The following is a 13537-nucleotide window of genomic DNA, read 5'->3' as shown; positions in this document are numbered from 1 at the left end:
GACGGTTTCGGTAACAGGTGGGTCATCTGCTCCATGAGCGCTGGCTTTCACGTAGGGACCGATCCTCCTGGCGTGCGACGTTTCGCTCGAATGGGTTCGGAGACCCGGTGAGTGGAGGTCGTGTCGCGTGTGGGTTCGGAAGTGAGCTGGCATTCAATTCGTCCGCCCGCTCTGCCGCCCGGCTTCGATCGCGGGCGGCAGTGTTGTGCTGTGTCCAGGGGAACTGCGCGGCGGCCAGTGTTGTGTCCAGAGCGGCGCGCATCCGGGCACCTGTCGCGACAGGGCAGGGGCGAGGTGGTGCCCCCTTACCCTGCCGGCCCTCGGCTGTGAGGCGCACACGTACCAGCAGCCGCAGCATCACCACCGTTCTGACGTTGGAGAACGGCCTTTCAAGTGACGCGGCCCCTACCGTGCCGCGCCCTTCGACCCAGCCGCTTCCGGTTGCGGCAGACGTACGGTTGAAGTACCGAGGGCATCACGCACTCCGGGCCACCACGCCGGGTCGTCCTCGGCGAGAGACGAGTGAATCCGGGCCGCCCCAGCGGTCGGCGCGGAGACGGGTCGGGGCCATGTACGCCGCGGTCGAAGCAACTCAGCGCAAGCTCATCACGGCAAGGGTCGCGCTGAGCGCCCGTGCAGGTCCGCAACCTCGCCGAGGGGAGACGTGATGACCTTTTCCCGGCTGGACATCCATCGGCGAAACCGAGGAGAGCGGACGCTCGTCACGCTTGCCGGCGACATCGGGCCGGCCACGACGCCGCTGCTGCGGGCCGCAGTGGAGCAGTGTCTGCTGGACGGTGTCACCGTGATCGACATCGACCTGACCACAGTCGGCTCCTGCGACGCCAGGGGCTTGGACGTCCTCCTGTCGGCAGCACAGCGCGCCGGCCGGGTCCACGCTCGCCTGCGGCTGCACCATCCGTGCGCTCAGATCACCCGGGTCCTCGATGCCACGGGATCGACTTCGCTGCTCCCTACGGCCCCCGCGAGTCCCGTGCCGCCCGCCGCATCCGACGGCTTCATGAGTGCGGCGACGGGGGCGCCCGAGGACTCCGCTCGCCGACCGGACCAGCCGGTCCTCAAGGACGGGATCCGCCTTCGTCGGCTGACCCGCTGGCAGGCAGAAGACATGGGCGCAGACATCGCGGACCTGGCTGCGGAGTCCGTCGCAGGCACCACGGGCGAGCGGTACCACAACCGCGGGGACTTCCTGCACCGCTTGTCGATCACCGCCCGCCGCCCCGGCTTCGCCCTGCTGGTCGCCGAGACGACGGTGCTGGTCGGTTGCGCCTTCGGTTTTCCGATGGGCTCTGAAGGCCCCGGCAGCCGGGGGTCCGACGGAACGCTCCAGGAGATCATCCAGCGGCTCACCTCCCGCGCACGGTTCGTCGTCCTCACCCAGGTCGTGGCCCACCCGCACGTTCAGCACCGCGACATCGCCCGCCGGCTGCAACAGCGTCTGCTCACAGAGCTGCACTCCTCCCTCGGGATCACCCTGCTGCATCCTGCCGACCGGGCAGGACAAGCCGCCTTCTCGTCCTGGGGCTGGCAGAACATGGGTGAGGTCGTCGGGCTGCCCGGCTCCGTAGCCCCCTGCGTGTTGACCCTGTCCGCCGAAGGGCAGCCCTCGGCACGCCGATGACGTGGCAGAGGAGCGATGAGCCGGCGGTCGTACCGGCCGGGGCGGTCACGTGACCCGTCGTCCGCCGTACCGAGGTGCCTCCACGCGATGGCTGCCTGCCTCTCGGCGCGATGGCTGCGCACCACGCCGCCCGCCACGGCTGGGAGTAGCGTGGGAGGTACCGAGAACTTCCGGGCGTACGACCACGGCGGCGCCGTTCCCGGCGAGTGACTGACACGGGCAGCCGGAAAGCAGCGCCCGGAACGGGATCGCACGATGAACGCCATCACAAAGCCCGCCGAAGGTACCGCGCCAGGTTACGGACACTCCTACCGGATGCCCATGCCCCGGCTGCGCCTCACGCCGGACGTCAGCCATGGCCCGCTGGACGGCGCATGGTGGCCGCGCTGCGACGCACTCGAACTCGAATTGCCCGCGCTGGTCGGCTCCCTGGATCCGAGCAGCGGCACCGTCACCCGCGTTACCGTGGGGTCCGCCGCCTGGCCCGATGCTCCGCAGGAGGTGATGGCGCCCGGCCACGTGATCGAGGTGGTCCTGACCGATTCGGCCGCCGAGGCGCATGCCATCACCGTGGACTGCGGCACCGTGGGACGCTGGGAACTGCTGGTGATCCCCCCGGACGAGCCGGTCGGAGTAGCCACCAGGCTGCTGACCGCCGCCGCCGACGCCGGGAACCCACTGTCGGCTCCGCGCCTGCTGGCACTCGCCGAGAGCGGCCTCGACGGACAGAACGCTTGGGAGTCGGAAGGCGGAGCCGGACCGAGATGAGCAGCCCGACCCGGCCGACTCCGTGGCCGGCAGGCCGGGCGTCCACGACCCCGTGATGGAGCCATGGCACCGACAGACCCTTCGTCATCCTGGCCCGCCCCCACACGAAGCGTGACCGCGGCAGGTGAGGGGATGACGGCAGTACAGCGTACGGACCGGTCCGAAAGCTTCGGGGAAGCTCTCCTGGGAAAGATCCTCGACAGCGCGCACGAACTCCCGCCCCACCTCATCGGGCCCCTGGTCGCCGACGTCGTGGAGCGGCTCGGTGGCCGCCGTCCACAGGTGCTGTTGCAGGACTACGGCCAGCTGCTGCTCGTACCGCTGCCCGGTGAGTGCCTCGCCGGCGGGGAACCGCAGGTTATCGACGACTCCGAGGCGGGCCGCTGCTTTCTCGACGCGGTCCCCGTGGAGGTGCCCCAGGAAGACGGCGTCCGGATCCATCTGCCTCTGCTGGACGGCGGTGACCAGGTAGGGGTCATGGCGGTGACGCTGGACAGCATCGACGCCCACGACCGCCGCCTGCTGCTCAGGATCTCCGGCCTGGTGGCCGACCTTCTGGTGACCAAGCACGGCTACTCCGACCTGTTCTTCGACGTCCGACGCGGTGAGGCGATGAGCGTCGCCGCGGAGATCCAGTGGTCACTGCTGCCACCGCTTGCGATGATCATGCCCCGGGTCGCTGTGGCCGGGATCCTGGAACCCGCCTACGACGTGGGCGGCGACAGCTTCGACTACGCGCTCAACCACGACGTCCTCCACGTGGCCATGATCGACGCGATGGGCCACGGACTGGACGCAGCCACCATGGCCACGGTGGCCATCGGCGCCTACCGCCACGCCCGCCGCGCCGGCATCGGACTGTCGGAGATCTACGCGTTCATGGACCGCGCCGTGGCCAGGCAATTCGGTCCCGAGCATTTCGTCACCGCGCAGATGATGCAGCTGGACACGACGACGGGACGGGTGCAGTGGGTCAACGCCGGACACCCGCCGCCGATCCTCGTCCGCGACCACCGCGTCGCGCGGCGTCTGGCCGCCCCGACGACCCTCCCCGTCGGCCTCGGTGGTTCGGAGCCCCGGATCAGCGAGCTGGGGCTGGCGCCCGGGGACCGAGTCCTCTGCTTCACGGACGGAGTGGTCGAGGAGCACAGGAGCGGTGGGGAGGAGTTCGGGGAGGACCAGCTGATCGACTGCGTGAACCATCTGGAGAGGACCGGCCGCGGCATCCGGGCGGTGACGCGCTCCCTGTCCCACACGCTCAAGCAGGCGCGGGGCGGACAGACCAGCGATGACGCAACGCTGCTCATGGTGGAGTGGCGCGGCTGATCTCCCCCGCCGTCCGACACCGCTCGGCCGGTCACGCCCAGCGGCAGGCCCGTCAGCGCGGCGAACCGTGCCCGCTCCCGGTGTCGATGAGAATCTGCTCGGCCTGGCTGATGTTGTCTGCCCGGACCGCCTGGGCCATCGCGGCGCGGGCGGCGTCCGGTGCCGCGTCCGGCGGGACCACGAGCAGAGAGAAGATGTCCGTGTCGCCCCGGGTAATCAGGACCGTGTCGTCACCGACCGGGAAGGCATCGATGTGCACCACCCGGTCGTCCACGGCGATACGCGTCGGGAGACCTTCCCAGGCCGCGGTGTCCAGTCCCACACGGGTCACGGGGCCGAGGTGGGCAATGAGGGCGCTCAGGAGCGCGGGCAGCTCAGCACCGATGTCGCGCGAGCGCGGCCACCACGCGCCGTCGAGGACGCCTTCGCGTGATTCGGTCGTTTCCAGCCGGAGAAGCGCACACCCTGGCCGCACCGCCTCGTGGACGCCGCTGGGCAGACGCCGGGGAACAGGTGGTGTATCCGAGCTGGTCATGATGACCACCCGTCTGTAGGGCCGGTGCGACGACGGGACTCCGCCCCGCACCTGCCACGTTACTCCTGGTGTCACGCGCGACGGCATCTCCGAAGCTCCCCCTCGTCCGGCCCCGGAGGGAACGGATGCAGCACACAGGACGTCCGTCGCATGTCGAGAGCTCCCTAGGCGCGAAAACTGGGCATGAACGCCTCCCCAGCCAGGTCCCCGGAGGGCACATCCAGGGCACATGAGTCCGGGAAACGGCGTTGACCCGTGAGAACTACCGAGGAGTGTTTCCGCAGGTCAACGCACGCTTCACAGAGAAACCCCAGGCCAGCGCCCCGCCCCTCCCAATCGCTGCACGAATGGCAGGATTTCAGCCATCGGTTGCATGAGGCGGGGCATCAGCCGTATTGCCTGGTGTGGCCCTGAGCCGGGGCTTTGCGGGGGTTGGGCGGGGTTTTAGGACCTCGCCCTTTTCATGTGCCGGGAGGGGCCGTCGGGTGGCCTGGGCGAGCTTCACCCCCTGAACGCGGTCGAGGGGCTGCGCGGCAGCGTGGGGCACAGGCTGGGGCTGTCCGGGGCATGGACGGGACACCATGCCCCTCGAAGAAGCCCCCGCGTTACAACAAGTCCCCGACCCATCGCACGCAGGACAGGGCGTCCAGCAGAAATCGGTCCGCTTCCGGCGTTCCGGCCATCGGGGGCGGTCGGTGCTCGCGGCCGACGGCGAAGGCGTGTCCGATGCCTGTGGCGTTGGGCACCTCGGACTCGGCTGCCAGCCGCAGGACGCTGCGGGCCGCGGTCACGCGGACGCCCTCGCACAGGAACTTGTAGCGCAGTGCGTCAAGGCAGAAGCGCGAGGCGAGCCAGGCGTCCCGAAGGGGGTCTGTGCGCGCCCGATCGGACGAGGTCAACCGCGTCCAGAGGACGTTCTCCGCGGTTTGCGCCCAGAACCTGCCCTCAGCCGCCAGAGCGTCCGTGGTCGGCCATGCCACTCCTGCCTGCTCCAGCGAACCCACCACAGGGTGGCGTTCCGACAGGAGTCGGCACGCGACGAGCGGTGTTCGGGCCACCGCGGCGGCCTGGGTGACGTTCACTCTCAAGGTGGCGATGTGCCGGTTCATGGCCGTCGCCCGGGAGCGCCAGTACTCGCCATAGGGGTCACCGTCGACGATGACGGACATGTCGATGTCGCTGAAGCGGCTGACCGAGGCGGGATCGAGCGCCGACCCCGTGAGGACGACCGCCAGGACATCCCGCTCTCCGAGGAGCAGCTTCCGGGCCCAAGCCGCGATTTCCCCGGGCGCCGGAAGGGCGGGCACACCGGGCCGCCCGACGACGGCCCCTTCTGCCGGGCGCCCCGCTTCCGCCGTGGGCCCATCGGCAGTCGGAGCACCGGTCACCTGCCGGGTACGGACCGTCAGCTCGGCCCCCAGCAGGCTTCTGACCGCAGCGGCGACCACCGTGCGCTGCACCTCCGAAGCCGGCCGCTCGTCTCGATGCTCCAGCACCACCTCGTCACCGTCGCGGATGACGCGAGCCACGCCGAGGTCGAGGTGCCTGCAGAGCTTGGCCAGATCGATCATTCGCAGATCCCGGCCACTCGGGCCGGTCACCACCGCACGCTCGGACCGAGCCGTCCGCAGCCGCAGGCGAGGGCCAGAACGTCCGCAGTCGCAGGGACCGTCGACCCAGACGCCCTTGTCCCCGGTCTGGTAGCGCAGAAGCGGCATCGCGTGGTTCGCGAGAGGGGTCACGGCGACGTCGCCGGGCACGCCGGTCGGCAGTGGCAGCCCCTCGTCTCCGACCACTTCCAGGAACGCACCGGCTTCATCGACGTGATAGCTGCCGCTCTCGCCGCATTCGTGCCCGGCGACGCCGGCCTCGGCGAGTGTGTAGAGCGTGGTGACGGGGCAGCCGAAGGTCTGTGCCACCCGTGCACGAACGCTCGATGTGACATGCTCGCCGGAGAGAACAACCAGCCGCGGTCGGGCGAGTCGACCGCGCCACCGGCCAAGGCGGTCGCACAGCGCGGCCATCACGCTGGGCATGGCGGTGATCACCTGCCCCGCCAACTCCTCCAGGGCGTGGCTGAACTCCTCGTCGGGCAACTGCCACACACGGCTGAGATTCCACTTCGACAATCTGGTGCGGGGCGGTTCGGGCGCGACTGAGGTACGGGAGACCGACGCCAGATGGAGCGTCAGGTGGAGGATCGAAAACCCGGAGCGTGCTCCGACATGGCTTTCCACATGCCGCATCAGGGAGGCGAGTTCAGCTCGCTGTGCGGCTTGGTCAACGACGATCTCCAGCGGCGTGCCGGTTGTCCCCGTGGTGTGGACGGTGCGCCAGCGCCGCGGGTCTCCCGCCGCCGACCACAGGCGGGGCCGCTCCCGTCTGACCTCGTCCCGCTGAAGCAGGGGGAGCCGGCGGAGGACTGCGACCGCGTTGTCGTGGGTGACGGGAGTCGGGGGAATCAGCCCCTGGTAGTACGGGACGTGGCGGCGGGCGTGATCGAGCAGTTCGGCGAGCGCCGTGGTCATACCCTTCGTCATTGCGGGAGCCAGTCGACGGCTTCGTGATCGACGTCCGAGAGGAACACGGACAATTCCTCGATGTCATGACCGCTGGAGACCCAGAAGTGCGAGAAGGCGGCGGCCGCGTCACCGTCCTCGCCCGGCTTTTTCGTGGGTGCCGGATGCAGAGCCCGGCTTCGGTATTCCATCATCTTGACCAGCCTGAGCAGCTTCGCAGACGATCCTCCCTCGGCGGACCACCGGCTCAGCAGGTCGGCCTGGAACCTCTCGGTGTCCAGGGTCACCTCCGTGCCCCCTGCGTCGTGGGCGGGCAGCAGCAGACAGGTGATGAGAAGGGCACCCGTCTCTTGGCTCAAGCGGGCGGGAGCGGCCTCCAGAAACGCGTTGCGGAGGTATTCCGGAACTCCGGCCTTGCGCAGGACCTGCTTCATCACCCGTGCCGGTGCATTGCGACGTGCACCCCTTGCCCACCTCACGAATCCGCCCGACCTGTCCGGTGGCCGGATCCCGGCCTCAGATTCTCCAGGCGCCACACCAGACGGTCCACCGCCGCCCGTACCGCCGGGTCGTTCGCCCTTGCCAACGCCGCCTGCCGGGCCACTTCAAGGGCCCGTGTGGACAGTCCCTGCCTCTCGTACAGCAGCGCGAGCGCGTGCAAGGCTCGCGGCAGTTCACTGTGCACCGAGAGTGCGCGCATCTCTCGTACCACCCGTTCCAAGCGAAGCACGGCCGTCTCACTGATCCCCTGCCGGGATTCGCATATCGCCAGGCTCGTCTCCGCGTCCAAGCGGTGCCGAGCGTCGGCTTCGTCTCCGCCGGCTGTCAACGCGGCACGATAAGCAGCCGCGGCCTTCTTGTGCTTCTGCTGGCGCAGGTAGACGTTTCCCTCCAGTTTGTGTGCGATCAGCAGACCGCCTGCGTCACCTTCACGCGTCCGCCACTCCACGCAGTCCTTCAATTCCCGCAACGTGGACTTGTCGTCCCCTTGCAGATAGGAGAGAAAGGCTCGCAGCCCTGCCAGATCGCCGCGCAGGGCGGGCGAGTCCAGCGTACTTGTCACCGTTTCGGCTTCACGCAGGAGATCCCAGGCGGTGCGGGTATCGCCGAGCTGCCCCAATTTGCGCGACGCACGGACACGCAGCCCCACCCGTGCCGTTTCGTCCCCCAGATGGTCGGCGGCACTGATGAGGGCCCGGGCGAGCAGGACGTACTCTTTCCAGAACCCGCCGGAGTTGAGCCGGTCGAGGAAGCGTGGAGGGATGATCTCCCGCAGTTCCCGCCACTGTCCGGCGGAAGCCAGCATGAGCGCGATGCGCGGCAGCACACGAGCCATGGACACGAGGGCAGTGTCGTCCGCCTCTCGGACGGCCTCGCCGAGTTGGGCCATGACGTCGCGCAAAGCCGCTCGCCGAGCGGACGGGGCGGCGATGTCGAGCGCCTCCGCGACCAGTCGCGGTACCTCGATGCCGCCGGCGACATGACTGACCAGGCAGCGACCGGCCAGGTCCTGCAGGGCGACGGTGAACCCGGGCGGCAGAACCACACCGGCCTTCAGGAGATCCGCGAGCGGCACCTGGTCGAGCACCACGGCGTGGGCCAAGGCGTCCTGGTGCTCGGCAGGCAGTTGGGCGACCACCGTGGCCACCAGGGACCGCGCCGAGAGGACGTCGGTCGGCAGCTCGGGATCGACGAGCAAGGGCGTCGGCACGAACCTGGTGTGCGCGAGGAAGGTGCGCAGTGCGAGCGGATGAGAGAGCACGTCGCCCGGTAGCCGGTCGGCGATGTCCCCCGGATCGACCGGCAGGCTCATGCTCTCCACCACATGGGCGATGAACTCGGCACTCTCCTCTCGTGACATCGGAGGCACGACCACATGGCCGGCCTCATGAGCGGCGCCGAGATGACCGCGAGCGGTGGCCAGCACCAGGCCTTCGGGGAGCGCCGAGAAGACCCGCAGCACCGTGTCCACGAATGAGCCGGCGACAAGGTCGTCCAGCAGCACCAGGAGCCGTTCGTCGGCCACTTGCCGCAACAGGAGGGCGAGCGCGTCCGGCCATTCGTGCCTGTACAGGTCCTCTGCGGCGAGCGCCCCGTCGAAGTTCGTGGCCAACCAGGTGTTGACCTCGTCCACGAGATAGCGCGGCTCCGCCGCGGCCGTCCCGCCCACCGGCAGCGCGAGCACCCTCCGGCCCGAGCGGTTCTCGTCGGCCACGTCGCACAGCACGGTGGTCTTGCCGACGCCCGGCAGTCCGTACAGCACGAGGGGTGTCCTGGCTGCTGCGACCGCTCCGCGAGCCGCTTCCACGACGGAGACGCGCCGCCAGTTGGCCGCCATGACGTTGAAGCGTGATCGGAAATCCATCCGTGCCGGCTCATCGGACGCCGCCGACGTGGCCGGAAACGAAGGGCCTGGTGCCTCTCCTTGGATGCCCGCGCAGAGGCGTTCGAAGGCGCGGGGCTGTTCAAGGGCCTGGCGGAAGTCGCAGTAGGTGAACCGCCACAGGAAAGGGACGGATCTGTAGGCCGAGTCGGCGGAGCCGGGCAGCAGGACGGGAACGACGCGCGTCCTGCGACCGCTGACCCGCGCCTCGATCGCGGCGTGCACCTCCTCGTTCTGCCAGGGACCGAGCCCCTGCGGACCGCACATGACAAGACAGCACTTGCTGCGGTCCAGCGCGTCCACCAGGGCCTCCTGCCATGTCTCGCCCGGCACGAGACACCATTCGTCCAGAAACACCTGGAAGCCCCGCTCACGGAGCATTTCGGCAAGCCGCTGCACGACGTCCAGGTCGGCGGAGTTGTAGCTGATGAAGGCGTCATACGTCGGCGTGGGCCGCCGGGCTTCGTTCCGCACCGATGCTGGGTCCCCTCGATGGCCGTGATCGACGATCCACACGCATTGCTGAGCAGCGGTTCCAGCCGACCCCCCACGTCCACGACAGCCACGGATCGAGGCATCGGCACCCCATAGAGTATCCGGCGGCCAGGCGGCCAACGCGCCGACGCCGCAGCCGCGTTCCGCGTGGGCGGGCCTCGTGAAACCGGCCTCGCACCGGCCGCACCCACGTCGACCACCGGCAGATGGGGCGCGGTTGATCGCCACCGCGGCCCTCGCCCGGAACAGCCCCGACGTCCTGCCGCAACGCCGCGCCGGGCCGGAACGGTCCCGCCCTCTCAGTCCTCGCCGTGCTGGCGCCGGATCCTGGCCGCCACCTCGTTCTCCTCGGTCTCCCACCAGGGGCGTACGCGGTCGGCGGGCGGGGTCTCGCCGGGGTGCGGGGCGGCCACGGGGGCGGGGGTGAGTTCCGCGTCGAGGCGGCGGTCGAGGGCCGCCGCCTGGACGCGCTCGGCGCGTGCCCACTGCACGAGGATGGCCAGCAGGAAGGGCAGCGCGACCAGTTCGGCGATGCTGAGCATCGCCCCGCCGCCGATCTGCTGGTCGTGGTGGACGTCCGGTGCCCAGGACGGGGCATGGTGCAGATACCAGGCTCCCGCGATCAGCGTGCCGTGCGTCATGACGACGACCCCCGGCACCGCGTCGACGATGCCGTCCAGGAACACCAGCGCGGCCCGTACCGGATGGGTGCACCAGGCGGGCAGCGTCTGCTCATGGGTGAGCACCGGCACGACGAACAGGGATCCGGCCGCGAGCAGATGGAGGTACATCAGCTCGTGCAGCCAGCCGACGCGCAGGGCCGTGGCGAAGTAGGGCGTGAAGTAGACGGTCAGCTCGGTGGCGAGCACCAGGGCGGTGCTGACCAGGGGGAAGGTCAGCACCCGCACCACCCGGCCGGTCATCCCCCGGCGGACCCGGCCGGCGGCCGCCTCGGGCAGCGCCTCGACGGCGAGCCGCAGGGGATCGCCGAGGGCCAGGCCGAGGGGCGCCACCAGGTCGAGCAGGATGTTCTGCACGGCCGCCGGCCAGAACAGCACCCGGTCGTACACGGCCAGTCCGGACATCGTGGCCACCACCAGCGCGCCGAGTCCGAGCAGCACGAAGGCGGCGAGACGGGTGAGCGGCCAGGGCTCGCCCCGTTGCCGTAGCCGGGCGACACCCCAGCCGTAGAGCCCGCCCAGAAGGACGACCAGCAGCAGCGCGGGGACGTCCCACTGCCACGAGGACAGCAGGCGTCCCGTGGTCAGCTCCGCGAGCGAACCCGCGGACAGAGCGGACATATCGGCCACTGCGTGATCAAGCATACGGATCGTCCTCCTTCAGTCCGTACCGTAGCGAGCCGGCTCGGCTCCCAGGGGGAAGGTAGCCTCCGCGGGCCGGCCGGCGGACGGCGGGGTGTCCGAGGGCGCGCGGAAGCGGAACGTCACCACCCATGGCGCCCGGAGCACGGCACCGGGCGTCGGGCACGGGCGGCGGCACCGTGGCCACCGCTTGTTCGCCGCCTCCCCAGCATGGCGGCGGGGAGGGCATGTTGATGGAGCGTCAGGCCGTACAGCGGGCGCCTGCCTACGGCATCCACGGGTAGCGTGCCGCGGGTACAGACGCCCTCGGCGCGGACCCGGCACCGTACACCCGGTGACAGAGTGACCCGTGAGGCCTCCGGTGGACACGTCCCGCGGGGCGGCGCAGCATGGAGGCGATGGCACACCTGTTCGAAGGTGACCGCGTGGACGCGCTGCGGCGGCAGACGCGTGGCGCCCCGCACGACCGCACGTCCGGTGCCCCCCGTTCGGGCACGGGGCGCGGCGGGCGCAGCAGAGGGCGGCTCGGATCCACGGGTCGGTGGCCGGCCCCGCGGTGACGCCCGAGTCCGGGCAGGATCGCCGCCGTTTCTCGCGCCCTGTTACCCACCTTCGCCGCGCTGCGCCTTCCGCAAAGAGGGCCGCCGCTCCGCCGGCGGGCCCCCATCCCGTTCACGGGAGGTAGAACATGATCCGCACGAGCCGTCTCGCGATGATCGCCCCGCTGGTCGTCTCCTCACTGGCCTTCGGACCAGCGGTCGCCGCCCACGCAGCGACAGGACAGGCACCCACCACCGTGCCCGCCAAGGCGAGGTGTCTGCTCACCGAGGACGCGAAGTCGACATCCGACAACCCCACGTTCACCCTCGTCGGGTCGGGATTCGAGCCCGGATTCGTGTCGTTCTCCGGCAGCAAGGCAGGGGGAGGGGTCAAGACCACCACGGGGACCTTCTCCATCGGCGGCCTGCCCGCCGGGCACTACACCGCCTCCAGCAGCACGAACGGGAAGGTGAACTGCGGCAGCACACCGAAGTCCAAGGGGTCCAAGGACGCCGAGGCCCAGTACAAGAAGGGCTTCAGGGACGGCTTCACAACGATCAAGAAGAACTGCAGCGGCAAGATGCCGCAGGGCATAGCCGGAGTCGACCCCAACTACGAGAAGGGCTTCAAGGACGGGGCAGCCCTGGCCGCCAAGCAGTTCTGCAGCGAGGAGTAGCAGGCGGCGCCGGCCCAGGCCCAGCCGACGGATACGGGAAAGGGGCGCCCCGGGCCCGGGGCGCCCCTCAGCCTCTCGGCGTCACGTCGAAGCGATGCCTTTCGGCGTCACTCGCGTGAGATACCCAGTGGCGTCAGGTCACTTCACGGTAACGGTCACCGTCGGCGACATGGTGTTGCCGTGGATGACACGGAACCTCTCCGTGCCCCTGACGGCGAGCTTGGTGGCCGAGATGGTGTAGGTGTCACCCTGCGCGACCCTGACACTCTTCACGATGACCCACTTGCCACCGCTGTACCGCTCGAGGTTGAGCACGTCGCCTGCCTTCAGGCCCTGGGTGCGGCCGGTGAAGGTCACCGACTCACCCATCCGCAGCTCGGTCTTGGAGGGCTGCACGGTGATCGACGCGGCGATCACATTCGCGCTCTTGGCGTCCGTGTGGGTGGCGGCGAAGGCACCGGGCGCCCCGGCCGTCAGCAGCGCGACGGCGAGCACACCGGTGGGGAGGACACGGGCGGAGCGGGTACGAAGCGAGGATTTCACGTTTCTCTCCTGTGCTGTGACAGATCCCCCCTGACGGATTCCCCCAACTGCGCGCACCTTCGAGGCTTCCATGGAGCCGTCCGGGCGGCGACCCGGCCGTCACTGGATTGCAGTAACGAAAGAGTCCGAAAAGTGGTCACCATCTGTGATAGGGCCAGGTCATTTGCGTAATTTCGAGCGCTCCACTTCTTACCTTCGGCTCATGTGAACCAGCCGGCCGCGACGCCTACGGCGACAGGCGCGCCCCGTCCGCCACGCCCCCGCCGGGGAAGCGTGCCCGCCGGGGCCGGGTCCGCCCCGCCGGCGCCGCAGCACCCGTCCGGCAGGGGCGGATAGGGACTGAACTCGGCTGCTCTCACAGGCAGTTGCCCCGAAGGCCGATACGTCCCCAGGCGACGCCCCGGAGTCGTCGCGGGGTCGCCGCGGGGCGTCCCGGGGTCGTCGCGGGGTCGTCCCGGCTCCGGCGCATCGGCGGGTCCCGGTGCGCAGGCCCCCGGCGCGCTCTCTGCCTAGGCTGGAAACGCCGACTTCTCGATGGCCGGAATCGTTCGCAGAGCCGTACGCCAGGAGAGCACGCCGATGGCCGCTACGGAGCACGCCCGCCCGAGCCGGTTGCGATCGTGGATGCTGGAGGGGCTGTCCGACATGGGCAAGGGCACCTCGCAGGGCCCGTATGCCCAGCCCCAGCCGGCGCACAAGGGCCAGCGCTGGTGGCGGGTGATGTGCCTGACCGGTGTCGACTACTTCTCCACCCTCGGCTACCAGCCGGGCATCGCCGCCCTCGCCGC

General features: G+C 69.9%; 10 protein-coding genes and 1 pseudogene. 5 read left to right on the top strand and 6 right to left on the bottom strand.

Going from position 1 to position 13537, the window contains the following annotated elements:
- Positions 1-667 precede the first annotated feature (667 nt).
- From ACIP94_RS06405 to ACIP94_RS06395, 3 genes are all read left to right on the top strand, one after another.
- Positions 668-1642 carry an STAS domain-containing protein gene (locus ACIP94_RS06405; protein ID WP_079133892.1) on the top strand — a complete coding sequence of 325 codons (975 nt, stop codon included), beginning with the start codon at positions 668-670 and terminating at the stop codon, positions 1640-1642.
- Between the two features lie 255 nt (positions 1643-1897).
- Positions 1898-2410 carry a DUF5994 family protein gene (locus tag ACIP94_RS06400; protein WP_351222842.1) on the top strand — a complete coding sequence of 171 codons (513 nt, stop codon included), beginning with the start codon at positions 1898-1900 and terminating at the stop codon, positions 2408-2410.
- A gap of 132 nt (positions 2411-2542) precedes the next feature.
- Complete coding sequence (locus tag ACIP94_RS06395; RefSeq protein ID WP_402420450.1) at positions 2543-3736, top strand: PP2C family protein-serine/threonine phosphatase; 1194 nt, start codon at positions 2543-2545, stop codon at positions 3734-3736.
- 52 nt (positions 3737-3788) lie between these two features.
- Here ACIP94_RS06395 and ACIP94_RS06390 read toward each other — a convergent pair whose 3' ends face one another.
- From ACIP94_RS06390 to ACIP94_RS06370, 5 genes are all read right to left on the bottom strand, one after another.
- On the bottom strand, positions 3789-4271 hold the full coding sequence (locus ACIP94_RS06390; protein WP_402420447.1) for a DUF5994 family protein: 483 nt from the start codon (positions 4269-4271) through the stop codon (positions 3789-3791).
- 605 nt (positions 4272-4876) lie between these two features.
- Positions 4877-6799 (bottom strand): AMP-binding protein, encoded by a 1923-nt coding sequence (locus ACIP94_RS06385; protein WP_402420444.1) that lies wholly within the window; start codon positions 6797-6799, stop codon positions 4877-4879.
- Positions 6800-6807: 8 nt separating this feature from the next.
- Positions 6808-7227 carry a hypothetical protein gene (locus ACIP94_RS06380; protein WP_402420441.1) on the bottom strand — a complete coding sequence of 140 codons (420 nt, stop codon included), beginning with the start codon at positions 7225-7227 and terminating at the stop codon, positions 6808-6810.
- Between the two features lie 38 nt (positions 7228-7265).
- A complete protein-coding gene (locus tag ACIP94_RS06375) occupies positions 7266-9896 on the bottom strand; it encodes a TIR domain-containing protein (RefSeq protein WP_402420438.1) in 2631 nt (876 codons plus the stop codon).
- Between the two features lie 71 nt (positions 9897-9967).
- Positions 9968-10993, bottom strand: a complete 1026-nt coding sequence (locus tag ACIP94_RS06370) for a cytochrome c oxidase assembly protein (protein WP_402420435.1) — start codon at positions 10991-10993, stop codon at positions 9968-9970.
- A 685-nt stretch (positions 10994-11678) separates the two neighbouring features.
- Here ACIP94_RS06370 and ACIP94_RS06365 point away from each other — a divergent pair.
- Positions 11679-12206 (top strand): hypothetical protein, encoded by a 528-nt coding sequence (locus ACIP94_RS06365; RefSeq protein WP_402420432.1) that lies wholly within the window; start codon positions 11679-11681, stop codon positions 12204-12206.
- Between the two features lie 138 nt (positions 12207-12344).
- On the opposite strand, the gene ACIP94_RS06360 is transcribed toward ACIP94_RS06365, so the two are convergent.
- On the bottom strand, positions 12345-12749 hold the full coding sequence (locus ACIP94_RS06360; RefSeq protein WP_402420429.1) for a hypothetical protein: 405 nt from the start codon (positions 12747-12749) through the stop codon (positions 12345-12347).
- 579 nt (positions 12750-13328) lie between these two features.
- Here ACIP94_RS06360 and ACIP94_RS06355 point away from each other — a divergent pair.
- Positions 13329-13537: pseudogene (locus ACIP94_RS06355) on the top strand (amino acid transporter); the annotation flags it as partial.

Source organism: Streptomyces sp. NPDC093261 (assembly GCF_044753645.1).
Classification (GTDB): Bacteria; Actinomycetota; Actinomycetes; order Streptomycetales; family Streptomycetaceae; genus Streptomyces.
This window is presented reverse-complemented; position numbering and strand designations above follow the sequence as displayed.